At 68.5% G+C, this 24,333-nt stretch carries 21 protein-coding genes; 15 read left to right on the plus strand and 6 right to left on the minus strand.

Features of this window, described 5'->3' with window-relative positions; translation table 11 throughout:
* Positions 1-29 precede the first annotated feature (29 nt).
* Positions 30-3,530, minus strand: coding sequence for a serine/threonine-protein kinase (locus CKW34_RS05685; protein ID WP_059381593.1), 3,501 nt, complete (start codon positions 3,528-3,530; stop codon positions 30-32).
* 159 nt (positions 3,531-3,689) lie between these two features.
* Here CKW34_RS05685 and CKW34_RS05690 point away from each other — a divergent pair, with 159 nt between their 5' ends.
* The 9 genes from CKW34_RS05690 (at position 3,690) to CKW34_RS05725 (ending at position 13,268) form a co-directional block, all read left to right on the plus strand.
* The gene (locus CKW34_RS05690) at positions 3,690-4,046 is read left to right on the plus strand and encodes a hypothetical protein (RefSeq protein ID WP_059381592.1); all 357 of its coding nucleotides are present in this window, start codon (positions 3,690-3,692) and stop codon (positions 4,044-4,046) included.
* Positions 4,047-4,053: 7 nt separating this feature from the next.
* Positions 4,054-5,181 carry a class I SAM-dependent methyltransferase gene (locus tag CKW34_RS05695; protein WP_059381591.1) on the plus strand — a complete coding sequence of 376 codons (1,128 nt, stop codon included), beginning with the start codon at positions 4,054-4,056 and terminating at the stop codon, positions 5,179-5,181.
* Positions 5,182-5,277: 96 nt separating this feature from the next.
* Positions 5,278-6,120: a Bax inhibitor-1/YccA family protein gene (locus tag CKW34_RS05700; RefSeq protein WP_059381590.1), complete on the plus strand. Its 843-nt coding sequence runs from the start codon at positions 5,278-5,280 to the stop codon at positions 6,118-6,120.
* Positions 6,121-6,237: 117 nt separating this feature from the next.
* Positions 6,238-7,623 (plus strand): cystathionine beta-synthase, encoded by a 1,386-nt coding sequence (locus CKW34_RS05705; protein WP_016691267.1) that lies wholly within the window; start codon positions 6,238-6,240, stop codon positions 7,621-7,623.
* Positions 7,624-7,636: 13 nt separating this feature from the next.
* Complete coding sequence (locus tag CKW34_RS05710) at positions 7,637-8,788, plus strand: cystathionine gamma-synthase (RefSeq protein ID WP_059381589.1); 1,152 nt, start codon at positions 7,637-7,639, stop codon at positions 8,786-8,788.
* A 111-nt stretch (positions 8,789-8,899) separates the two neighbouring features.
* A complete protein-coding gene (locus CKW34_RS24525; protein ID WP_197700691.1) occupies positions 8,900-9,310 on the plus strand; it encodes an SDR family oxidoreductase in 411 nt (136 codons plus the stop codon).
* Entirely contained in the window at positions 9,247-9,774 is a 528-nt protein-coding gene (locus CKW34_RS24530) for a Rossmann-fold NAD(P)-binding domain-containing protein (RefSeq protein ID WP_197700692.1), read from the plus strand. The genes CKW34_RS24525 and CKW34_RS24530 overlap by 64 nt, the downstream gene beginning before the upstream one ends.
* A gap of 71 nt (positions 9,775-9,845) precedes the next feature.
* Positions 9,846-11,756: an SEC-C domain-containing protein gene (locus CKW34_RS05720; RefSeq protein WP_231921801.1), complete on the plus strand. Its 1,911-nt coding sequence runs from the start codon at positions 9,846-9,848 to the stop codon at positions 11,754-11,756.
* Positions 11,757-11,906: 150 nt separating this feature from the next.
* A complete protein-coding gene (locus CKW34_RS05725) occupies positions 11,907-13,268 on the plus strand; it encodes a C40 family peptidase (RefSeq protein ID WP_059381587.1) in 1,362 nt (453 codons plus the stop codon).
* Between the two features lie 92 nt (positions 13,269-13,360).
* Here CKW34_RS05725 and greA read toward each other — a convergent pair whose 3' ends face one another.
* Both greA and CKW34_RS05735 read right to left on the minus strand, forming a co-directional pair.
* Positions 13,361-13,855, minus strand: a complete 495-nt coding sequence (greA, locus tag CKW34_RS05730) for a transcription elongation factor GreA (protein ID WP_006553878.1) — start codon at positions 13,853-13,855, stop codon at positions 13,361-13,363.
* Positions 13,856-14,102: 247 nt separating this feature from the next.
* On the minus strand, positions 14,103-14,531 hold the full coding sequence (locus CKW34_RS05735; protein WP_059381586.1) for a DUF4307 domain-containing protein: 429 nt from the start codon (positions 14,529-14,531) through the stop codon (positions 14,103-14,105).
* 180 nt (positions 14,532-14,711) lie between these two features.
* On the opposite strand from CKW34_RS05735, the gene mca reads away from it, so the two are divergent.
* Genes mca through CKW34_RS05750 form a run of 3 tightly spaced genes read left to right on the plus strand, consistent with a single transcriptional unit; the run spans position 14,712 to position 17,930 of the window.
* The gene (mca, locus tag CKW34_RS05740; RefSeq protein WP_016691272.1) at positions 14,712-15,572 is read left to right on the plus strand and encodes a mycothiol conjugate amidase Mca; all 861 of its coding nucleotides are present in this window, start codon (positions 14,712-14,714) and stop codon (positions 15,570-15,572) included.
* Entirely contained in the window at positions 15,569-15,892 is a 324-nt protein-coding gene (locus tag CKW34_RS05745) for a hypothetical protein (protein ID WP_016691273.1), read from the plus strand. The genes mca and CKW34_RS05745 overlap by 4 nt, the downstream gene beginning before the upstream one ends.
* Positions 15,893-15,935: 43 nt before the next feature.
* On the plus strand, positions 15,936-17,930 hold the full coding sequence (locus CKW34_RS05750; protein WP_059381585.1) for a thioredoxin domain-containing protein: 1,995 nt from the start codon (positions 15,936-15,938) through the stop codon (positions 17,928-17,930).
* 65 nt (positions 17,931-17,995) lie between these two features.
* Here CKW34_RS05750 and CKW34_RS05755 read toward each other — a convergent pair whose 3' ends face one another.
* Together CKW34_RS05755 and trhA are read right to left on the minus strand one after the other, a co-directional pair.
* Positions 17,996-18,913, minus strand: a complete 918-nt coding sequence (locus CKW34_RS05755) for a mechanosensitive ion channel family protein (protein WP_059381584.1) — start codon at positions 18,911-18,913, stop codon at positions 17,996-17,998.
* 74 nt (positions 18,914-18,987) lie between these two features.
* Positions 18,988-19,656 (minus strand): PAQR family membrane homeostasis protein TrhA, encoded by a 669-nt coding sequence (gene trhA / locus CKW34_RS05760; RefSeq protein WP_059381583.1) that lies wholly within the window; start codon positions 19,654-19,656, stop codon positions 18,988-18,990.
* Between the two features lie 157 nt (positions 19,657-19,813).
* Between trhA and CKW34_RS05765 the strand changes: the two genes are divergently transcribed.
* Entirely contained in the window at positions 19,814-20,581 is a 768-nt protein-coding gene (locus CKW34_RS05765) for an isoprenyl transferase (RefSeq protein ID WP_059381582.1), read from the plus strand.
* 49 nt (positions 20,582-20,630) lie between these two features.
* Here the strand turns inward: CKW34_RS05765 and coaA are convergent, their stop codons facing one another.
* The gene (gene coaA / locus CKW34_RS05770; RefSeq protein ID WP_059381581.1) at positions 20,631-21,563 is read right to left on the minus strand and encodes a type I pantothenate kinase; all 933 of its coding nucleotides are present in this window, start codon (positions 21,561-21,563) and stop codon (positions 20,631-20,633) included.
* Positions 21,564-21,714: 151 nt separating this feature from the next.
* Here coaA and CKW34_RS05775 point away from each other — a divergent pair, with 151 nt between their 5' ends.
* Positions 21,715-22,905 carry a hypothetical protein gene (locus CKW34_RS05775; RefSeq protein WP_059381580.1) on the plus strand — a complete coding sequence of 397 codons (1,191 nt, stop codon included), beginning with the start codon at positions 21,715-21,717 and terminating at the stop codon, positions 22,903-22,905.
* Positions 22,906-23,000: 95 nt separating this feature from the next.
* The gene (gene glyA, locus CKW34_RS05780) at positions 23,001-24,296 is read left to right on the plus strand and encodes a serine hydroxymethyltransferase (RefSeq protein WP_059381579.1); all 1,296 of its coding nucleotides are present in this window, start codon (positions 23,001-23,003) and stop codon (positions 24,294-24,296) included.
* Positions 24,297-24,333: the final 37 nt, after the last annotated feature.

Raw genomic sequence — 24,333 nt, forward strand, 5'->3', positions numbered from 1 at the left:
TTCACACCACGTTCCCGTGACGACCGGGCTCACACGACCGGGCGATGCGGCGTCTCCACCAGTCGCAACGCCTCGCGGACGAACTCGACGTCGATCTGCGGCCGATGGGCCGGCCACCGGCCCTGTTCGATCCGTTCCCGGATCGATGCGAGCGTGGAGATCACGTGCGGTCCGCCGTCGGTCAGGTAGCGCACCATCCCGCGCGCCGCGCACGCGTCGATCACGACGGCCAGGGTGTCCTCGGCCTCGTCGATGCGTCCGGCCGCGTGCAGACAGGACGCGAGCAGGCGGTGGGCCTGCAGGTGGGCGCGGGGACGCGAGGCGGTGCGCTGCACCCACATCCGCGCCCATTCGACGGCCTGTTCCGCCGCGCCGGGTTCACCGCTGTCGCTGAGCAGCCGGATCGCGGTGGCGTCCTCGATCTGGAGGGTGATCTCGACGGTTCCGTCCGGATGGGGTGTGGTTTCCTCCGGCATCGTGCGGGTCGGCGTTCCGGGTGCCATGAGCCCGAGCCGGACCTGCTCGTTCTCGAGGCGTGCCCGCAGGCGCGGCAGTCCGTGCAGGGCCGCGACCCACAGTCCTTCGGCGAGCAGGGCGACGGCGGCATCCCGGTTTCCCTGCAGCATCTTCAGGCGGGCAGCGGTACCGAAACGGGCGATGAGGAAATCCGTTCCGCCGCCTTCTATTCCGAGCAGGTTGCTCTCGTCGAGCAGTGCCTCGGCCTCGGCGATCCGTCCCTGTTCGTAGAGCAGTTCCCCGAGCATGGCAGCGGCGAGGCGCCCTCCGTGGGTGTGGACCCCGCCGTTGCGCCGTGCTCGGCGCAGCGCTGTGCGGAAGTACTTCTCGGCCGCGGCGACGTCGAGTCGTTCGTTCGCGGCGATACCGCACAGGCACTGACCGTAGATCGACGCGAAGGGCCCGCGGGTCTCGCGGTGATAGGGCTCCGCCCATTCCTGCCGCCGGATCGCGGAGGCGAAATCGAAGCGGAAGATGTCGGCGTACGACGCGAAGTCGGCTGCGGCCGCCACCACCCACGGGTGCACGGACGTCGGATCCTCCAGACACGGCGCGATGAGTTCGTAGATACCGTCGATGCGGTCGGAGTTCATCAGGACCGACGCCTCGACAGCGTCCGCCTCGATGCGGAGTGCTTCGACGTCGTAGCCGTCCGGCACCCCACGATCGAGCAGTTCCCGCACTGCCGCGAGGGTTCTGCGGCACCGGTCCAGTCGCAGCAGCGCACTGTTCGCCCAGGCCTGCGCGAGCAGCAGGCGCGGATCGTTTACGACGGCCCTCGGCGGCAGTTTGTCGATCAGGGCGAGCAGCGTGGCGATGTGGCCGTGCTCCATCAGGTACATGCCGTCGTCGGCGAGCAGGTCGACGGCGAAGTCGGTGTCGTCGGCGGCGAGGGCGTGGTCGACGGCCTCCTGCAGCATGCGGTTGCGGGCGAACCAGTCGGCGGCGGTGCGGTGCAGGTCGGCGACCTTGTCGGGATGGTCGCGTTCGAGACGCCGCCGCAGGAAGTCGAGGAACAGGTGGTGATAGCGGAACCACACGCGTTCGTCGTCGACATGGCGTAGGAACAGGCCGCGTTCCTCCGCCTCCTCGAGCATCGCCTGGCTGTGCGGATCGCCCGTGAGTGCCGCGGCGAGTCCGCCGCTGATCGATTCGGTGATGCTGGTCGCGAGGAGGAACTCGTACATCCGGGGTTCGAGGCCGGCCAGGACGTTGTCGGCGAGGAACTCACCGATCGCGTGGTGCCGGCCGGTGATGTTCTCGATGAGCCACGACGGATCGTCGCTGTCGCGCAAGGACAACGATGCGAGTTGCAGGGCCGCGGCCCACCCTTCCGTGGTGCGAGTGAGATCCTCCACGTCCTCGGGGTCGAGGTCTATCCCGCCGATGTCGCGCAGGAAGGCGTCGGATTCGTCCACGCCGAATCGCAGTGCCGTCGAGTCGATCTCGACCAGTTCGTCGCGAACCCGCATGCGGCTGAGCGGAAGTCCCGAACGGTTGCGGCTCGTCACCACGATCTGCAGGTGATGGCATCCGCGGTCGAGCAGGAACTCGAGGGCGGCGACGGTCTCCTTCGACGTGACACGGTGCCAGTCGTCGATCACCAGTGTCGCCGCGGTGTCGGTGCGGTGCAGTTCGTCGATGAGGGTGCACAGCACGTACCGTTCGGCCTCGTCGCCGTGCGCGTCGAGGATCTGTCCGAGCTCGCGCGCGAGAACGGGCCGGATCTGTTTCATGGCCTCGACGAGGTGCGCGAGGAACCACAGGACATTGTTGTCGTCGCTGTCCACCGTCAACCACGCGACCGGCACTCCGTCGGCGGCGAGCACGTTGCGCCACTGCGCCGCGAGGGTGGACTTGCCGAAGCCGGTGGGGGCGTGGATGGCGATGAGGCGGCGTCGTCCCCCCGCCCGCAGGAACGAGATCAGACGGCTGCGTTCGATCAGGGGACGGGACGTCGAGGGCGGCCGGAACCTGGTCGACGGTGCGGTGGACGGACCGGTGCGTCCGGAGATCGTGGACGACGGGCCGGAGACCGTGGAGGCCGGCCCGGTGACCGGTGGCGCCGAACGTGGCGGGAACGGGCCGGACGGCGGTGACCCGGGCAGCGCCATCTCGTCGATCGGCAGGTTGTGGGCGCGCTGGACGTCGCGGAGCAGATCGCCGAACTCGGCGGCGGTCTGCGGCCGGTCCTCGGACTCGGTCGCCATGCCGCGCTCGAGGACCTCGCACACGTCGTCGGGGATGCCCTCGCCGCGCAGGTCGGGGACGGGCTCGGAGGTGATGCGCACGAACTGCGCGACGATCTTCTCGCCCTCCTTCCGCTCGAAGGCGGCGTGACCGGTGATCGCCGCGAACAGGGTCGCGGCGAGGCCGTAGACGTCGGCGGCCGGAGTCGGTGCGTGCCCGCGCAGCACCTCGGGTGCCGTGAACGCAGGGGAGCCGGTGATCTCACCGGCAGTGGTGCGGAAGCCGCCCCCGATGCGGGCGATCCCGAAGTCCGTCAGCTGAGGCTCGCCGTACTCGGTGAGCAGGATGTTGCCGGGCTTGATGTCGCGGTGCAGGACGTCGGAACGATGCGCCGTCTCGAGTGCACCGGCGACCTTCACCCCGATCCGGACGGCCTCCGGCCAGGTGATCGGTCCGTGCCGCCGGATACGGGTGTCGAGGGAGTCGTGTGGGTGGTAGTGCATCACCAGATAGGGCAGGCCCGTGTCCGTCGCGCCGGCCTGCAGCACGGTGACGATGTTGGGGTGGGCGGAGAGTCGTCCCATCGCGCGTTGCTCGCGCAGGAAGCGTTCGAGATCGGCGAGTTCGGGAGAGCGGCGCAGTACCTTCACCGCGACGTCGCGGTCGAGTTCTGCCTGCCGGCAACGATAGACGACACCGAAGCCGCCGCGGCCGATCTCCACAGCGTCGGTGAAGCCGGCATCGTGCAGCGCGCGCACGATGTCGGTCTCTGCGACGTCGACAATCGGCGCGCGCTGAGTGGCGGCCGGATCGTTCTCGGTCATCGGCGCAATCACCTCGGGAAGCCGTTTCCCCAGGATAGTCTCGAAATGTGCACGCCCGCTGCAGATCGTGCGTCGCCCCTGGTCTAACGTGGTCCGGCCGGACCACGGTGCCTCACCGGGAACGGACGAAACGACACTGCGACCAGAAGTGGGACATAGATGAAGAAGACTCTCGCGGCGCTGTTCGGTGCAGGTGTGGTCCTGCTTGCGGCGGCGTGTGGATCCTCGGACGGATCCGACTCGGCCGAGGAGACCACCACCACGACGACCACCTCGGCTTCGGCGGAGGCCGGCACCACGGGCACCAGCGTCGAACTCGGCAAGAGCTACGAGGAGAACTGCGAGGCTCTGCTGCCCTACCTCGACGAGCTCGAGGAGTGGGGCCAGGACCGCGCGGCAGCGGCCCAGGCCGTCGCCGACGCCCAGCAGCAGCTCCCGGCCTGGCAGGACCTCAGCGAGGAGGAGCAGGCCGACACCCTGCGTGCCATCGAGAACGCCGGAAAGGGCGAGTGCTGACGGTCGAGTGTTGATCGACGAGTTGTACGACAGGTTGAGGCGCTTCCCGGATGTGGAAGCGCCCAACCTGTTCGCCGTCGACGGGGCCGATCGTCTGCTCCTCGACGAAGCCGCCTCCGCGCTGGAATCCGCGGCGCCCGGCACGGTCGTGGTCGTCGACGACCAGTACGGCGCCCTCACACTGGGTGCGGCCGTCCGGTTCGGCGCGGAGCGGATCCGGGTGCACCAGGACTCGGTGGTGGCCGAACGTGCCCTGGCCGCGAACGCCGAACGCGAGGGTTTCACCGACCGCTACCGTTCCTGCGGACTCGACGCGGATCTGCTCGCCGGTACCCGGGTGGTGCTGCTGCGTCTTCCCCGCTCGCTCTCGGCGCTGACCGAGATCGCCGAGACCGTGGCCCGCCACGCCGACCCCGAGGTCGTCGTGTTCGCCGGTGGCCGCGACAAGCACATCGGCCTTGCGATGAACGACGTCCTCGCTGCGTCCTTCGCCGAGGTGCGCGCGTCGCGGGGACGGCAGAAATCGCGGGTGCTCACCGCGCGCGGAGCCACCCCCGGACCGGCCTCGTATCCCGTCCGCGAGCGGCTCGACGAACTCGACCTCACCGTCGTCGCGCACGGAGCTGCCTTCGCCGGCCCGCGCCTCGACATCGGCACCCGTTTCCTCCTCGAACACTTCCCGAACCTCGACGCGGACGCGCGGCTCGCGGTGGACCTCGGCTGCGGCACCGGCATCCTCGCCGCGATGCTCGCCCGGCAGCTGCCCGCCGTCCGGGTGATCGCGACCGATCAATCCGCCGCCGCCGTCGCCTCCGCCGCGGAGACGGCCGCCGCGAACGGGCTTGCCGACCGGATCGACACGCTTCGCGACGACGCTGCGAGCTCGGTCGCCGCCGGGTCGGTCGACCTCGTGGTGTGCAATCCGCCCTTCCACATCGGTGCCGCCGTGCACACCGGCGCGGCCCGCAAGATGTTCGACGCCGCGGCCCGGATCCTCCGCCCGGGAGGACAGATGTGGACGGTCTACAACCGGCACCTCGACTACCGCCCCGCGCTGGCGGGCATCGTCGGACCGACCCGCGTCGAGGGCCGCAACCGCAAGTTCACCGTGACCCGGTCGGTGCGGAGCCGGTAGAGTCCGTTTCGTCCGAGCTTTCTCGACGAAACGGGAACTCGTGAGGTCACTGCCTCGTTGAACGGACAGAAGCGACCACGAGAAGGGAAGTGCACGGTGCGCACCACCAGTAACCCGGTGTTCCGCAACCTGCCCAAGCAAGAGGGCGGCGGATACGCCACGTTCGGCTCTGCGACAGCGGGCGCCGCGCAGGTCACCCAGCAATTCGGTCAGCCGCAGACGGATCCGTGGGCACGCCCCACCGACCAGCGGACGATGACCATCGACGACGTCGTCACCAAGACCGGCATCACGCTCGGTGTGCTCACCGTGTCGGCACTCATCTCCTACGTGCTGGTCAACTCCAACGTCGGTCTGGCGGCTCCGTTCGTCATCGGCGGCGGTCTGATCGGTCTCGTCCTGGTGCTGGTCGCGACGTTCGGCCGCAAGATGGACAACCCGGCGATCGTCCTCGCCTACGCGGTGGCGGAAGGCTTCTTCCTCGGCGCGCTGTCGTTCATGTTCACCGACATCACGTTCGGTGGCGCAGGCGGCGCGACTCTGATCGCGCAGGCCGTCCTCGGTACCTTCGGTGTGTTCTTCGGCATGCTCGTCGTGTACCGCACCGGTGCCATCCGCGTCACGCCGCGCCTGACCCGCATGATCGTCGGCGCCCTCGTCGGTGTCCTGGTCCTGGCGCTGGGCAACCTGATCGCCGGCTTCTTCATCGACGGTGGCCTGGGTCTGCGCGACGGCGGCCCGATCGCCATCATCTTCAGCCTCGTGTGCATCGGCATCGCGGCGTTCAGCTTCCTGCTGGACTTCGACTCCGCCGATCAGCTGATCCGCGCACAGGCTCCGGAGAAGGCTGCCTGGGGCGTCGCCCTCGGCCTGACCGTCACCCTGGTGTGGCTGTACGTCGAGATCCTGCGACTGCTCAGCTACTTCCAGAACGACTAGCAGAACGCCACGAAGACCCCGGGCCACGGTCCGGGGTCTTCGTCGTTTCGCGGAGGTCGTTTCCCGGGGTGTACACCGTCACCCTGCCGGAAAGTCACGACGTGGGAACATGGAGTCATGCGCATTGCGGATTCCGTCATCGACCTCATCGGAAACACCCCCCTCGTCAAGCTCAACACGGTGGTGAAACCCGGATCGGGGCTCGTAGCGGCGAAGATCGAATACCTCAATCCCGGCGGCAGCTCCAAGGACCGCATCGCGGTGAAGATGATCGATGCGGCCGAAGCCTCGGGCGAACTGAAGCCGGGTGGGACGATCGTCGAGCCCACCTCCGGTAACACCGGCATCGGCCTGGCCCTGGTCGCGCAGCAGCGCGGCTACAAGTGCGTGTTCGTGTGTCCCGACAAGGTCGGCGAGGACAAGCGCAACGTGCTGCGGGCCTACGGCGCCGAGGTGGTCGTGTGCCCGACCGCCGTCCCGCCGGAGCACCCCGACAGCTACTACAGCGTCTCCGACCGTCTCGCCCGCGAGCTCCCCGGCGGCTGGAAGCCCAACCAGTACTCCAACCCGGGTGGCCCGGCGAGCCACTACGAGACCACCGGCCCGGAGATCTGGAACGACACCGACGGCAAGATCACGCACTTCGTCGCGGGCGTCGGCACCGGCGGCACCATCTCGGGCACCGGCCGGTACCTCAAGGAGGTCTCCAACGGTGCGGTGAAGGTCGTCGGCGTCGACCCCGAGGGCTCTGTGTACTCGGGCGGCACCGGCCGGCCGTACCTCGTCGAGGGTGTGGGTGAGGACTTCTGGCCCTCCGCCTACGACCCGTCGATTCCCGACGAGATCATCGCCGTCTCCGACGCCGACTCGTTCGAGATGACCCGTCGCCTCGCCCGCGAGGAGGGCCTGCTCGTCGGTGGCTCGTGCGGCATGGCCGTCGTCGCCGCGCTGCAGGTCGCCGAGCGTGAGGGCCCCGACGCGGTCGTCGTCGTGCTGCTGCCCGACGGTGGCCGCGGCTACATGTCGAAGATCTTCAACGACAAGTGGATGGCCAGCTACGGCTTCCTGCGCGCGCCGCTCGACGGCAAGCCCGACGACTCCACCGTCGGCGACGTGCTGCGCGGCAAGAGCGGCGACCTGCCCGACCTCGTGCACACGCACCCGTCCGAGACGGTGCGCGACGCCATCGAGATCCTCCGCGAATACGGCGTCTCGCAGATGCCGGTCGTGGGTGCCGAGCCGCCCGTCACCGCAGGTGAGGTGGCCGGTTCGGTCAGCGAGCGCGAACTGCTCAGCGCGGTCTTCGAGGGTCGCGCGCATCTCGCCGATCCGGTCGAGAAGCACATGAGCCCGCCGCTGCCGAACATCGGCGTGGGCGAGTCGATCGACGCCGCCACGAAGGCGTTCGGCGACACCGACGCGCTCATGGTGATCGACGACGGCAAGCCCGTCGGTGTCATCACCCGCCACGACCTGCTCGGATTCATCTCTCAAGGCCGATAGGACACAGATCTTCATGACAGACCAGAACCAGCACGGTTTCGCGACCCGCGCCATCCACGCCGGGTACGAGCCCGACCCCCAGACCGGTGCCGTCAACGTGCCGATCTACGCGTCCTCGACCTTCGCCCAGGACGGTGTCGGTGAGATGCGCAACGGCTTCGAGTACGCCCGCACCGGCAACCCCACCCGTCGTCCCCTCGAGGCGAACCTCGCCGCGCTCGAGAACGGCGCCTACGGCCGGGCGTTCGGCTCGGGCATGGCCGCCACCGACTGCCTGCTCCGTTCGGTGCTGCGTCCGGGCGACCACCTCGTCATCCCGAACGACGCCTACGGCGGCACCTTCCGTCTCATCGACAAGGTGTTCACGCAGTGGGGGATCGAGTACACCCCCGCCGCCGTCAACGACGCCGACGAGGTGCGCGCGGCCGTGCGCCCGAACACCAAGCTCGTGTGGGTCGAGACGCCCACCAACCCGCTGCTCAACATCGGCGACATCTCCGCGCTCGCCGACATCGCGCACGAGGGTGGTGCCAAGCTCGTCGTCGACAACACCTTCGCGTCGCCGTACCTGCAGCAGCCGCTCACCTTCGGCGCCGACGTCGTGCTGCACTCGACCACCAAGTACATCGGTGGTCACTCCGACGTCGTCGGTGGCGCACTGGTGACGAATGACGAGGAGCTCGACACCGCCTTCGCGTTCCTGCAGAACGGTGCGGGTGCCGTGCCGGGCCCGTTCGACGCCTTCCTCACGCTGCGCGGCATCAAGACGCTCGCGGTGCGGATGGAGAAGCACTCCGACAACGCCGAGAAGCTCGTCGACTTCCTGTCGGGCCACTCCGCCGTGAGCAAGGTGCTGTATCCGGGTCTCGAATCGCATCCGGGCCACGAGTACGCGGCCAAGCAGATGCGTCGCTTCGGCGGCATGATCTCCGTGCGCCTCGCCGGTGGCCGTCAGGCCGCGCTGGACTTCTGCAAGCGCACCGAGATCTTCACCCTCGCCGAGTCGCTCGGTGGTGTGGAGTCGCTCATCGAGCATCCGGGTGCGATGACCCACGCCTCCACCGCCGGGTCGCTGCTCGAGGTGCCCGAGGATCTCGTGCGGCTGTCGGTGGGCATCGAGGACGCCGCCGACCTGCTCGCCGACGTCGAACAGGCGCTCGGCTGACACACCGGCCGTAGAAGACACGAGAAGAAGGCGTCCGGGAGGGCGCCTTCTTCTCGTATCGATCGAGGAAAACATCGACGCATCGCCTTCCGTTTCGGGAGAGTCGGAGGCATGACCGTCGCCATCACCACACCGACCGGGAACGTCGGGCGCCACGTCGTACGGCTGGTCGTGCAGGCCGGACTCCGTCCCCGCGTCCTGCTCCGGCATCCGTCCGCCCTGCCCTCCGATGTGCGCGAGTACGTCGACGTCGTTCGCGTGGACCAACTGGATGCGAACTCGGTCGTCGACGCCACGGAGGGGATCGACGCCCTGTACTGGGTAGACCCGCTGACCTCCCTGCCCGACCCGCTCGACGGCTACCGGTCGGCCACCGAGAGCCTCGTCGCCGCCGTCCGAACCAACGGGATCCGCAGGGTCGTCTTCCAGTCGAGCGTCGGCGCCGAACGCAGACGGGGATGGGCGACATCGACGGTCTTGCCCTCACGGAGACCGCCCTCGACGAGCTGGGCATCGACGTGACCCACCTGCGCTGCGGGTACTTCTTCACCAATCTGCTCTTCGACCTCGAGTCGATCCTCGCGGGCACGCTCACGACGGCGATGGACGTCGACCGTCCGCTCCCGTGGGTGGCGCCCGAGGACATCGCCGCCGTCGCGACCGCCCGGTCGCTCTCCTCCGACTGGTACGGACGGCACGTCCAAGCGGTGCACGGTCCGGAGGACCTGTCGTTCCGGGAGGTCGCCGCCGTGCTCGGCGAAGCGCTGGATCGCTCCGTGGCGGTCCGTCAGGTCTCGGACGACGACGTCCGCGCCGAACTTAGGGCCGCCGGGCCGACTCCGCAGCAGGTGGCGTCGATCGTCGACATGACGGCCGGTATCCGGGACGGATTCGTGCCGGAGAACCCCCGCGAGTACACCACGACGACACCGACCACGCTGGCCGGTTGGGCCCGCACCCGACTGAAGGCCGTCTGCGATGCGTGATGCGTGACGACGACGTGCGGAAGGAACCGCATAGCCCCCGGAAGCGCTGTCGGGGGCCGTACGATCACGTGGTGACGGACAGCGAACATCCCGAATCGGCCCTGTGGGACACCGTGCTCGACACGGTACGGAGCCACGGACCCATGACGATCGACGAGGTGGCCGATCATCTCGAGGAGCACGGATTCGGCTCCGCCGAGCAGGTGATGATCGATCTCGAACAGTCGGAACCGCATCCGCTGCTGATGTGGTTGTCCGACGACCGTGTCGCGGCGACAGATGCGCTGTTCGAGGGCAGGACGCTGACACACCGACTCACCGCGGACGAACTCGATCGGCACGCGATCCCGGTCGACGACATCGAACCGCTCCTGCTGCTCGTCTCCGAGGACGACGAGTTCGATCTCGTGCAGCCCGGTGGATCCGAAGCTGCTGCCGCGCAGAACGATACGGATTCGGGTGGAATCTTCCGCAAGGAGACGATCGTCTTTCCCGAAGAGGCACTGTCGGGTCACGAGCCGGGAGATCTGCTCGCGCTCACCGCGCGGGACGGTCGTCTGTCGTTCGCTCCGATCGACGACGAAGTCCGGAGCAGTGAGAGTGAATTCGTGCACGCGCTCGAACAGACCATCGCCCGCGAGCAGGTGGCGAGCCTCGAGGGCACCTTCCTCGACGTGCTCGCCGAAACGCCGGACGCGTTCTCCGCGCCGTCCCTGCCCCTCGGGGAACTGCTCGCCGGAGCCGGACTGGTCCGCAGCGGAGACCTGGTGGCACCGAACGGTTTCGACTTCGACGGATACTCCGACCGGGCGATGTTCGAGATCTATGCCGAACAGCTCGGGATCCCCGTCGACGCCGTGCCCGGCGTGGCCCTGTTCGCGTCGCTGGTCGAAGCCCTCGAACGCGGCGACGACGCCGAACTCGACGAGCGTTTCGCCGTGGGGAAATCCGGTCTGTACTCGGTGCTGTCCGATCCCGAGATCGCCGAGACCGTCTACGACGAACTGGTGGGGGAGAAACTCGCGCCCGAGGCGATCGAACAGGCCGCGCTGTGGCTGCTCGACCATGCGCCGCGACGCGCGGCGGGGGCGGCGCACTGGATCGCCGGTCGCGCGGCCGAATCGACCGGACGCATCGCGGAAGCCGAACGGCACTACGAGCGTTCGGCCGACCTCGACTCCGCCTTCGACCTGCCGTTGTTCGACCTCGCGCGCTTCGCCTCCGATCGCGGGGACGCGATCCGGGGGCTGTCCCTGCTCGCCCGGGTGCCGGGCGGTGACGAACATCCCCTCCACGAAGTGCTCGAACGGTACCGGCCGAAGGAGGTCCCGGGGCTCGGCCGCAACGACCGCTGCTGGTGCGGGTCGGGCCGCAAGTACAAGGCGTGCCATCTCGGGCGCGCCGACCACTCGCTCGAGGAACGCTCCGACTGGCTGTACATGAAGGCGGCCATGCACGCCCTGGAACCCGGATGGGCGGAACAGCGGGTCGCGCTGGCGGAGGCCCGCTCGGGCTACGGGGACGACGATGCTGTGGCCGAGGCCGTGGCCGATCCGCTCGTCGAGGACGTCCTGCTCTTCGATGCCGGCGCGTTCGCGGATTTCGTCGAGCGTCGCGGGGAGTTGCTTCCCGAGGACGAGGCGGAGCTCGCCCGCTCGTGGCTGGCGGTCGAGCGTTCGGTCTTCGAGGTCGAGGCGAGTGCGCCGGAGGAGTCGCTCACGCTGCGCGACGTGCGCAGCGATCGGGTGGTCGAGGTGTCCGCGCCCTGGCTCGCAGGTGAGGTGCCTGCCGGTACGTTGCTGTGCGCCCGCGTGATGCCGGTGGGTGAGGGCCGATGGGTGATGCCCGGCGGCTGCGAACCGGTGACGGAGGACCAGCGGGACACGCTCGTGGCGCTGCTCGCCGAGGGCACGGTCGATCCGGTGGACATCATGGACGTCCTGACCCATCCCGATGCTGCGGACTTCTATCCGGAACCGTAACTCTGGTCACTCGGGAAACACGGATCCCACTGGTCCCAGTACTAGAACGTGTTCCTGAATATATGTGATAAGAACATCCGGAAGCCGTACTGGTGATCGAACTCACAGCTACGGTGAGAGCGGTTTGATGGATGGATGTGGGGGTAGCGGATGTCGGTGGACCCGTCTGCGGTCATCGTGGCAGTGGCTACGGCAGCAAGTGCGCTCGTTCAGGGTGTGGACTTACCAGCAGAGATCAAGGATCAGATCAACGGGGCGATCGAGTCGTTCGAGGCAACTGCGGAGAACGCCGACACGGACGTGGCGAATTTCGTCGCGTCGTTGCCGGAGCCGATGCAGCAGGGAGCCCAACAGGCGGTCGCGGATGCGACGACGGCGGTCGCGGGGGCGATCGAGCCGCATCTGCCCGAGGAGGCGGCCGCGGCACTGCACCCCGCCGATCCGGAAGCGGCTCCGCCCGCGCTGGCGCCCGAACCGCCGGCCGCCCGGCCCGGGCCCTTCGGGATACCGGTCCAACCGCCGGCGAGCGGCGCGGTCGGGAACCCGCAACCGGGTCCCACGATCCCCGGCACCGGGATCGCACTGCCGTCGATCCCGGCGATCCTTCCCGGAACGCGACTCGCACCCATCGGTGCGATCGCCGTGTTCGCGCCGTGGCTGAAGAAGGCCGGGGAACTGTGCGACGGGATCTCCGCGCCGGTCCTCGCGGCCCTCTACTCCGCCGAGAACGGTTTCCGGTACGGCCCGACCGCGCCGGTCTCGCCGGTCGGCGCCCGCGGTCCGGGACAGTTCATGCCCGGCACCTGGGACCAGTACGGCAAGGACGCCGACGGTGACGGCAAGGCCGACGTCCTCGGTATCGCCGACCCGGTCATGGCATCGGGCAACCTCCTGTGCGACAACTACAAGCTCATCGACGACTGGAAGAAGCGCGGTCTGGTCGAGGGCGACACCCTCGATCTGACCCTCGCGGCCTACAACGCCGGCGTCGGCGCGGTGAAACGCTCGGGTGGCATGCCGTCCGGTCATCCCGACTACGAGAACCAGACGAAGCCCTACGTCGCGAAGATCCGCGCGACCGAGCACGTCTTCGCCCGCATGCTCTCGCCGTTCCTGGGTCTGGGCATCGGAGGCGGGGCCGGCGACATCGGCAATCGCATCGTCGACCTGGCGTTCAAGTACCTCGGCCTGCCGTACGTCTGGGGTGGCGGCAACATCAACGGGCCGTCCGGCGGCGGTTTCGACTGCTCCGGCCTGACGTCGTACGCGGTCTTCGCCGCGACGGGCATCACGCTGCCGCGCACGTCCGAGACACAGTGGCACATCGGCACCGAGGTGCCGCTGTACGCGGCGCGCCCCGGCGACCTGCTGTTCGGCAACTGGCAGGCCGGGGGACCGGGTCACGTCGCCATCTACATCGGCGGCGGGCAGATGGTGCACGCACCCACCACCGGCGACGTCGTGCGGGTGGGGCCGGTCTTCCCCGACATGAAGGCGCGGCGCATCTTCTGATACCTGCCGTGAACAAACGAAATGCCCGACCGGAGAATCCGGTCGGGCATTTCGGCTGCGGAGGGGATCAGCCGCGGTAGGGTACTCGGCGATCAGCCGCGGTACGGCTCCGCGCTCACCAGGGTCACCTTCATGGTGTTGCCGTTGGGCAGCGTGTACTCGCGGGTCTCGCCGACCTTCGCGTCGATCAGGGCGCCACCGAGGGGCGAGCTGGGGGAGTAGGTCTCGAGCTCGCTGTTGCGGGCGCCTTCTTCGCGGGTCGCGATCAAGAACGTCTCCGTGTCGGTCTCGTCGCCGGCGTAGTAGACGGTGACGACGGAACCGGGGAGGGCCACGCCCGACTCGGTCGGAGCGACGCCGACCTTGGCGGTGCCCAGCAGCTCCTGGAGCTGACGGATACGGGCTTCCTGCTGGCCCTGCTCCTCGCGGGCCGCGTGGTAGCCGCCGTTCTCCTTGAGGTCGCCTTCCTCGCGACGCTCGTTGATCTCGGCGGCGATGACAGGACGATTCGCGATGAGCTGGTCCAGCTCGGCCTTGAGTCGGTCGTACGACTCCTGCGTCAGCCAGGTCACCTGGGTCTCGGTCATCCTCGATCACTTCCTTCGGGTTGGAGCCCCCGGCTCCGTGGACAAGTCGTGCACATGCAACGACCGCGACAGCACGACCCCCGTCGTCCCCCCTGGTTGTCAGGCTGAACGGAAGTCGTACTGTCTGTTGATGCTCTTATGCAGCAATACACGGCCCCAAAGGGTGGAACCGTGTATCCGGCTATTTTAGCATCACTACCGTCGCTGCTCCGGAAAAGCGCAGGAAGACGCTGGTCGCGGCAGGTTTCTAGGGGGCGCGGAGATACTCGGGGGCCTCGGTGGCACACCCGTAGGTGTCGCCCATTCCGGGGCGTTGTGACGTCTTGACCGTGGAGGTCAGCACGACCGTCTGCGAATCGGACGCCGGGACGAGGACCTCGCGTCGTCCGGTCTCGCTGCCGTCCTTCGACCGGGCCCGGATGATGCAGACGGCGTCCTCGGACGGATCGTCGCGCGTGACCTTGAGCTGGATGTCGATGGTGCTGTCGTCGATGATCTCGAAGGCGACCACCTCCGACTCGATCGGAGCGGAGTTGTTCTGGAACAGAACGAACGCCACGACGAGCCCCGCGAGCAGACCGGCGATGGTGAAACCCCAGCGCTTGCCGCGTGTCGACACGCGGGGTCCGGGGTACCGGGAGGAGGGGTACCGGTCGGTGGGCACGGTGTTGCTCATCACTTTGCTTTCACAGCGGAACGATGGATCGGGCGTCGCCGCAGGGTCACGGCTGACGTCGGAATTATCAGGTGGAACTATAGAGGACGGATCCGTAGCGACCGCGACGCGGGCGCAGGGTCGGTTCCGGCGAAGCAGACGACGTGAGGTGGAGGAATACACGTGAGCGGACTACGGCTCATGGCCGTGCACGCCCATCCCGACGACGAGTCGAGCAAGGGCGCGGCCACGATGGCCCGGTACTCGGCCGAGGGGCACGAGGTCCTGGTGGTCACGCTCACGGGCGGAGAGCGCGGCGACATCCTGAATCCCGCCATGGACGTGCCCGGCATCCGTGAGCGCATGAGCGAGGTGCGCCAGGAGGAGATGGCCGAGGCGGCCCGCATCCTCGGGGTGCGGCAGCAGTGGCTCGGCTTCGTCGACTCCGGACTGCCCGAGGGCGACCCGAAGCCTCCGCTGCCGGAGGGCTGCTTCGCGGCGATCCCGCTCGACGAACCGGTCCGCCGGCTCGTGCAGTCGGTGCGCGAGTTCCGCCCCCACGTCATGACCACCTACGACGAGAACGGTGGCTACCCGCACCCCGACCACATCCGGTGCCACGAGGTGTCGGTCGCGGCCTACGAAGCGGCCGCAGATCCGGATTTCCATCCCGAGCTGGGCGAACCCTGGGCGGTGAGCAAGCTCTACTACTCGCACGGGTTCATCCGTAAGCGGCTCGAGCTGTTCCGCGAGGAGTACGAGCGTCGCGGGGAACCGTTCCCGATGGAGCAGTGGCTCAACAAGTGGCGCACCGAGCAGGGCGACATCATGGGGCGCGTGACCACCCAGATCACCTGTGGCGACTACTTCCCGAAGCGCGACGACGCGCTGCGGGCCCACGCCACCCAGATCGACCCCAACGGATCGTTCTTCGCGGTGCCGTTGGACATCCAGCAGAAGGTGTGGCCGACCGAGGAGTTCGAGTTGGCCAAGACCCGCGTGAGCACGGAGCTTCCCGAGACGGATCTGTTCGCGGGCATCGAGGACGGACAGGGCAAATGACGATAGGCACGCTCGCGGTCGATGTTCTGGCCGTCGAGATTCTGGCCCAGGAGCCGACCGGCCCCGAGTTCGGTAAGGCGTCCCCGCTCGGACTGGCCATCGTGGTGGTCCTGCTGGTCGCGACCGCTCTGCTGATCTGGAACATGAACAAGCGGCTGAAGAAGCTGCCCGAGAACTTCCAGCCGGAGCATCCCGAACCCGACCAGGCCGTGGACGACGGCACGCTGCCGGGTGCGATCCCGGGTGGGGCCGAGGAGGAGAGGGCCGGCGGCACGAAGGCCACCGGTCCGGAACGTCCGGAAACCACCAAGGGAAGCTGACGACCGGCCGTCACCGAGGGTGCTCCTTCCGTAGCGTGGGGGCATGGCGAACCGACTGGCCGACGCCCTGAGCCCTTATCTGCGGCAGCACGCCGACAATCCGGTCCACTGGCAGGAATGGGGCGACGACGCGCTCGCCGAGGCGCGCGAGCGCGACGTGCCGATCCTGCTGTCGATCGGGTACGCGGCCTGCCACTGGTGTCACGTCATGGCACACGAGTCGTTCGAGGACGAGGCCACGGCCGCCGTCATGAACGAGAACTTCGTGTGCATCAAGGTCGACCGCGAGGAACGGCCGGACATCGATGCGGTCTACATGAACGCGACCGTCGCCATGACGGGTCAGGGTGGCTGGCCGATGACCTGCTTCCTCACTCCCGACGGTTCCCCCTTCTATTGCGGTACGTACTACCCGAGCACGCCGCGCGGCGGCATGCCGTCCTTCGTCCAGCTGCTCGAAGCCATCACCGAGACCTGGCACAACCGTCGCGACGAGGTCGCGCAGGCCGCCGACGCCGTGGCCACCGAACTCCGTCGCAGCAGCGGGGGACTGCCCGTCGGGGAGGCCGCCGTCGAGGCGGCCCTGCTCGACGCGGCGGCCGCCGCGATCGCCACCGACGAGGACCGCGAACACGGTGGCTTCGGGGGCGCACCCAAGTTCCCGCCGTCCAACCTGCTCGAGGGTCTGCTGCGCGGATACGAGCGCACAGGCTCCGCCGACACGCTCGGTCTCGTCGAACGCACGGCCGACGCGATGGCGCGGGGCGGGATCTACGACCAGCTCGGAGGCGGTTTCGCCCGCTACAGCGTCGACGTCGCCTGGACCGTGCCGCACTTCGAGAAGATGCTCTACGACAATGCGCTGCTCCTGCGGTTGTACGCGCACCTCGCGCGGGTGACCGGCGCGGGACTGCCGACGCGGATCACCCGGGAGACCGCTGAGTTCCTGCTGCGCGACCTGCTCACCACGGACGGCGGATTCGCCTCGGCGCTCGACGCCGACACCGACGGGGTCGAGGGCTTGACCTACGTGTGGACCCTCGATCAGCTCGTCGAGGTGCTCGGTGCGGACGACGGCCGGTGGGCCGCGGAGACCTTCACCGTCACTCCGGGCGGCACCTTCGAACACGGCACCTCGGTGTTGCAGCTGCTCGACGAGCCCGACGATCCGGCCCGTCTCGCCGACGTGCGGGCCCGCCTGTTCGCGGCCCGGCAGGATCGCGCGCAGCCCGGGCGCGACGACAAGGTCGTCACCGCCTGGAACGGCTTCGCGATCACCGCACTGGCCGAGGCCGGCGTCGCGCTGGGCGAACCCGCCTGGATCGACGCGGCGGCGAGGTGCGCGCGGTTCCTGCTCGACCGGCACCTCGTCGACGGACGACTGCGTCGCGCGTCGCTCGGAGGTGTCGTCGGTTCTCCGGCGGGCGTGCTCGAGGACTACGGAGCTCTCGTCACCGCGTTGCTCGCCGTCCACCAGGGGACGGGGGATCGGAGCTGGGTCGAGCGTGCGAGAGAACTCGCCGACGTCGCGCTCACGCAGTTCGCGGATCCGGAACGTCCCGGGAGCTGGTTCGACACCGCACACGACGCCGAATCGCTGGTCGCGCGGCCGCGCGATCCGGTCGACGGGGCGACGCCGTCGGGGGCGTCGCTGATCGCCGAGGCGCTGCTCGGTCTGTCCGCGCTCGTGCACGACGATCCCCGCTACGCCGATGCCGCCGCGCTGTCGCTGTCGGCGGCGTCGATCCTGCTCGAGAAGGCGCCGCGTGCGGGAGGGCACTGGCTGACCGTGGCCGAGGCGTCGGTGCGCGGTCCGCTGCAGGTCGCCGTCGTGGGTGGCGGCGAACTCCTGGAACTTGCACGCCGGATCGCGCCGGGGGGAGCGATCGTGGTGGGCGGCGAACCCGACTCGTCGCCGCTGCTCGACGATCGGCCGCTCGTCGACGGAGCATCCGCGGCCTACGTGTGCCGGGGCTTCGTGTGTGATCGGCCGGTGACGACGGAGACGGATCTGCGCGAGGTGCTCGCCGCGCTCTGACTCCTCAGGGCCAGGCGGTGCCGGCGGCGGTGGAATCGGTGCGCTCGATCCTCTACTTCGAGGGTCTAGCTGCTCACGGCAGCTGCGACCGCGAGGTTCGGCGACTCGATGCCGTTCTGATCGAACGCCTCGAGCACCGCGCGGGTGAGGCTGCGGCGGATGGCCCACTGCTTGCCCGCGCGCACGCGCACGGTCAGCCGCAGCGTCACGGCACCCGCCGTCACGGAGTTGACCCCGAGCAGTTCGGGCTTCTCCAGGACGTCGGGTGCGATGTCCTCGCGTTCGACGCCGTCGAGCACGGCCCGCAGGGCGATCTGGCAGGCGCGGTCGACGTTGGAGGTCGGTGCGATGGGCACGTCGACCACGGAGACGGAGTGGCCCTGGCTCATGTTGCCGACGCGCAGGATCTCACCGTTGCGGCAGAACCACAGGGTGCCGTCGATGTCGCGGACGGTCGTCACGCGCAGGCCGACCGACTCGACGGTGCCCACCGCGTCGCCGAGGTCCACCACGTCGCCCACGCCGTACTGGTCCTCGAGCAGCATGAACATGCCCGAGATGAAGTCCCGCACGAGGTTCTGCGCACCGAAACCGAGCGCGACACCGGCGATACCGGCCGAGGCGATGAACGGCGCGACGTTGAAGCCGAGGGTGTCGAGCGTCTGCAGTACCACCCAGACGAGAACGACGACCGACACACCGGACTTGAACACCGAGCCGATCGTCTGGGCACGCTGGACCCGGCGTTCGCGCGCGTAGGGATCACCGATGGCGCGTTCGGCGCGTTCCTGCAGCGGCGCGAGGAACGATCGGCGCGGCTTGCCGGATCTCTCCCGCGGCTTCGTCATGCGGTCGATCAGGCGGTGGAGAACGAACCGGAGCGCGATCGCGACGACGATGTAACTCACGATCGCCAGCGGCCGGTGGATCAGCCAGTCCCGGTTGGTCTCGGTCAGTTCGAAGGCGAGCAACGGAATAGACATCCCTCGCGAGTCTACAAACGGGTGCCGGTTGCTTCAGGTGGTGTGAGAAGTTGCACGAAGCAGCTCGTGAGGTTTCAACCGAGAATCACGAGCCACACCGCTACCGCGTGACACAGGGCTGCGATCACCGTGGCGGCGTGGAAGAACTCGTGGTGCCCGAAGGTCGCGGGCCAGGGGTCGGGCCAACGGGTCGCGTAGAGGATCGCACCTCCGCTGTAGAACAGCCCGCCGACCAGCAGGAGCAGCATGGGGGCCAGACCGACCTCGACGCCCAGCTGTCCGGCGACGGGCACGATCGCCCATCCGAGCAACAGATACAGCGGCACACCGACCCAGCGCGGCGCCGTCGGCCACAGCATCTTCAGGGCCACGCCCGCCAGCGCGCCCGCCCACACGACGATCAACAGCGGCCGCCCGGATTCCGGAGGCAGGGCGAGCGTCGCGAAGGGGGTGTAGCTGCCGGCGATGAACACGAAGATCATCGAGTGGTCGGCGCGCTTCATCCACACGCGGGCCCGGGGGCCCCAGTTCAGGCGGTGGTAGAGGGCACTGACGCCGAACACACCGCACACGGTGAGGCTGTAGACCGTCGCGGGGAGTACGGCGTCCGGACGGTCGGCGAGGAAAGCCGCGGCCGAGACGAGCGCGGCACCGGCGACGACGGCCACGCCGAACGCCCACGCGTGGATCCATCCGCGCATCCGCGGTTTGACGGGCAGTTCCTCGAGGCCGAAGGCCGTCATGCGTGCGCTCCTTCCGGTACCGAGCGGTAACCTACGCACCCGTAGGTTTGTTCCGTCGCTACGTTACAGTCTGTGAGGGCGCTCCGGGAGACTCTGTGACCACCGCCGCGACCGTCCGTACGCCTGGGCGTAATGTGACTCGCGTGGTGATGACGGGGTGAGCGTCCGCGGACTGCTGTACCGGCTCTACGAACGCCGGCTGCTGAAGGAACTCGAAGGAGCACGGAGTCCGCGACACGTCGCGGTGATGTGCGACGGCAATCGGCGCTGGGCGCGCGAGAACGGCTTCACCGACGTCAGTCACGGCCACCGAGAAGGCGCCAAGAAGATCGCCGAGTTGCTGGGCTGGTGCGACGCGGCCGGCATCGAGACGGCGACGATCTACCTGCTGTCCACCGAGAATCTCCGGCGCGACCCGGAGGAGCTCGATGCTCTGCTCGAGATCATCTCCGACGTGGTGGAGGAGATCTCCGCGCCCGGCCAGAACTGGAGCGTGAAGATCGTCGGCACCACCGACCTCCTCCCGTCCGACCACGCCAAGCGACTGCACGAGGCCGCGGCCGGCACTGCGGGCCGGACGGGCACGCACGTCAACGTCGCCGTCGGATACGGCGGTCGCCAGGAGATCGTCGACGCGGTGCAGTCGCTCCTGCGGGTGCGGTACGCGCAGGGGCTGCGCGGCGAGGAGCTCGTCCAGTCGGTGACGGTCGACGGCGTCGACAGTCACCTCTACACCTCCGGTCAGCCCGATCCGGACCTCGTGATCCGCACCTCCGGCGAGCAGCGACTGTCCGGATTCCTGCTCTGGCAGTCCGCCTACTCGGAGATCTGGTTCACCGAGGCGTACTGGCCCGAGTTCCGCCGGGTCGACTTCCTGCGCGCGCTGCGCGACTACGCCGCCCGGCACCGCCGGTTCGGCGCCTGACGACACCCGCCGGTTCGGCGCCTGGAACAGGGCCGAGCGGCGGGGCGCGTCAGAGCTTGCGCAACCGGAGCCGGTTGATGGCGTGATCCGAGTCCTTGCGCAGGACCAGGGTCGCGCGGGGACGCGTCGGCAGGATGTTCTCGACCAGGTTCGGCAGGTTGATCGAGTGCCAGATCTCCTTCGCGGCACTCATCGCGTCCCGGTCCGACAGGTTCGCGTAGTGGTGGAAGTGCGCCTCGGGATCCGCGAAGGACGTCTTGCGTAGCGCGAGAAAGCGTTCCACGTACCACTTCTCGATGTCCTCGATACGCGCGTCGACGTAGATCGAGAAGTCGAACAGGTCGGAGACCATCAGTCGCGGACCGGTCTGGAGGACGTTCAGGCCCTCGATGATGAGGATGTCCGGCTGTCGCACGATGTGGTACTGACCCGGGATGATGTCGTACGAGATGTGGGAGTAGATCGGCGCCGCAACCTCTTCCGCCCCCGACTTGACCTCGGTGACGAACCGCAGCAGTTTGCGTCGGTCGTAGCTCTCGGGAAAACCCTTGCGGTGCATGATGTTGCGCCGCACCAGTTCCTTGGTGGGGTAGAGGAAACCGTCGGTGGTCACGAGATCCACCCGCGGGTGGTGGTCCCAGCGTGCCAGCAACGCCTGCAGCACACGGGCCGTGGTGGACTTGCCGACCGCCACCGAACCGGCCACACCGATCACGAACGGCACCTGCTGATCGGGATGCTTCTCCCCGAGGAAGGTTGCGGTCGCGGCGAACAACCGCTGCTTCGCTGCGACCTGCAGGTGGATCAACCGGGCGAGGGGGAGGTACACCTCCGCGACCTCCGCGAGGTCGATCTGCTCGCCCAGGCCCCGAAGCCCGATGAGTTCGTCCTCGGTGAGGACGAGGGGAGTCGACTTCCGCAGCGTCCGCCACTGCTTGCGGTCGAACTCGACATACGGGCTCGGTTCGTTCAGACGAGCCATCGGCACGGCTTCCCGGTGGCGCGGCGGATGCGGCGTTGCATGTCCATGTAACGGATTGTGCTCGCTGACACAGGCGGATGCCTCCCCGGGGTCCCCACTGCGGCGGGTTCTCCCGTGTCGGGTCGCCGACGAGCGACTAGGCTCGTCCGGTATGGGAGCCGACGACTTCGTGAACGAATATCTGCTGCTGGGCCTGTCTTTCGACCGGCTCGAGGAAGGGTTCGTCGATGCCTACACCGGCGATCCCGCGCTGCGGCGGAAGGTCGAGAACGCCCCGACTCCCGATCCCCGTGATCTATCACACACCGCGCGACGCCTGCGGGACGAACTTCCCGGTGCGGCATTGTCCGACGAGCGCACCCGTTTCCTCGACGTGCATCTGCGTGCCCTCGACTGCTCGGCCCGCAAGTTCGCGGGGGAGGAGATCGGTTTCGTCGACGAGGTCGAGGCGTACTTCGACGTCCGCATCGCGCCCGGCGACGAGGACACCTACCGCGACGCGCACCGTCGCCTCGATGCGTTGCTGCCCGGCACCGGATCGCTCACCGAACGGATGCAGGCCCACCGCAAGTCCGAGGTGATCCCCGCCGATCGTCTCGCCGAATGCGTCGAGGCGTTCTCGAGCGCTCTGCGGGAGAAAGTGCGGGCGGTCTACCCGTTGCCCGACACCGAGCGTGTCGAGTACGAGGTCGTCGGCGACAAGCCGTGGTCGGGCTTCAACTACTACCTCGGCGACTACCGTTCGCGGGTCGCGATCAACTCCGATCTCGAACAGACGATGGCCCACCTGCCGCGGCTGATCGCGCACGAGGCGTATCCCGGGCACCACACCGAGCACTGCCGCAAGGAGGCCGGTCTCGTCGCCGGCGGTCAGGCCGAGCAGACGTTGTTCCTCGTCAACACCCCGCAGTGCCTCATGGCGGAAGGGCTCGCCGATCTCGCGCTCGAAGCGATCGTCGGCCCGGGTTGGGGGGCGTGGGCGCAGGAGATCTACGCCGATCTCGGGCTATGGTTCGACGGCGAACTGGCCGAACAACTGTCCGAGGCGTCCGAGCAGTTGCTCTCGGTGCGGCAGGACGCCGCGCTGCTGCTCCACGACCGCGGGCGCAGCCACGACGAGGTCGTGGAATTCCTGCAGCGCTGGTCGCTGTCGAGCCCCGAACGTGCCCGGCAGTCGCTGCGGTTCCTGTCGTCGCCGTTGTGGCGCGCCTACATCAGCACCTACGTCGAGGGTTACCGGCTTCTCGGCGGCTGGCTCGAACAGGTTCCGGCCGGAGCCGAGCGCGCCGACCGTTTCCGGCGCCTGCTCGACGAGCCCCTGGTGCCCAGCAGCCTGCGGTGAACCGCAGGTCGCTCGGGGACCGGCTTCCGGAGCGGTAGACGGCCTTCGTAGACTGGAGGTCGTATCCCTGACGCCCTCTGCTTGGAGAAACCTCGATGACCGCTGCGCCCGGCGCCGACGTGAACACTGCCGCACTGAACGACCTCGACCCCGAGGTCGCCGAGGCCATGGCCGGTGAGCTGTCGCGTCAGCGCGACACGCTCGAGATGATCGCGTCGGAGAACTTCGTGCCGCGCGCCGTCCTCCAGGCCCAGGGCAGCGTCCTGACCAACAAGTACGCCGAGGGTTACCCCGGCCGTCGCTACTACGGCGGCTGCGAGAACGTCGACGTCGTCGAGGACCTCGCCCGTAACCGCGCCAAGGAGCTCTTCGGCGCCGATTTCGCGAACGTCCAGCCGCACTCGGGTGCGCAGGCGAACGCGGCGGTGCTCATGGCGCTGATGACCCCCGGCGAGAAGCTGCTCGGTCTCGACCTCGCGCACGGCGGTCACCTCACGCACGGCATGAAGCTCAACTTCTCCGGCAAGCTGTACGACGTCGCGTCCTACGGGGTCAGCAAGGACGACCACCGCATCGACATGGACGAGGTCCGCGACATCGCGCTGCGCGAGAAGCCGAAGGTCATCGTCGCCGGCTGGTCCGCCTACCCGCGCCACGAGGACTTCGCCGCCTTCCGCTCCATCGCCGACGAGGTCGGTGCCTACCTGTGGGTCGACATGGCGCACTTCGCCGGTCTGGTCGCCGCGGGTGTGCACCCGTCGCCCGTGCCCTACGCCGACGTCGTCTCCACCACGGTGCACAAGACCCTCGGTGGCCCGCGTTCCGGCCTGATCCTCGCCAAGCAGGAATGGGCGAAGAAGATCAACTCGGCCGTCTTCCCCGGCCAGCAGGGCGGCCCGCTCATGCACGCGATCGCCGCGAAGGCCGTCGCGCTGAAGATCGCCGCGAGCGACGAGTTCAAGGACCGTCAGCAGCGCACTCTCTCCGGTGCCCGGATCATCGCCGATCGCCTGTCGCAGTCCGATGTCGCCGACAAGGGCATCTCGGTGCTCACCGGCGGCACCGACGTGCACCTGGTCCTCGTCGACCTGCGCAACTCGCAGCTCGACGGCCAGCAGGGTGAGGATGCTCTCCACGAGGTCGGCATCACTGTCAACCGCAACGCCGTGCCCTTCGATCCGCGTCCTCCGATGGTGACCTCGGGCCTGCGCATCGGCACCCCGGCGCTCGCGACCCGAGGTTTCGGCGACGAGCAGTTCACCGAGGTCGCCGAGATCATCGCGCAGACGCTCATCGGTGGCGCCGACGCCGAGTCGCTGCGCACCCGCGTGAGCGCCCTGGCGCAGTCCGTGCCGCTGTACGAGGGCCTCGAGGACTGGCGTCTGATCTGACGGTTCTTCTGCTGTCGCCGAGCGGCCCGCACCGATC

Source organism: Rhodococcus rhodochrous, from assembly GCF_900187265.1.
GTDB lineage: Bacteria > Actinomycetota > Actinomycetes > Mycobacteriales > Mycobacteriaceae > Rhodococcus > Rhodococcus rhodochrous.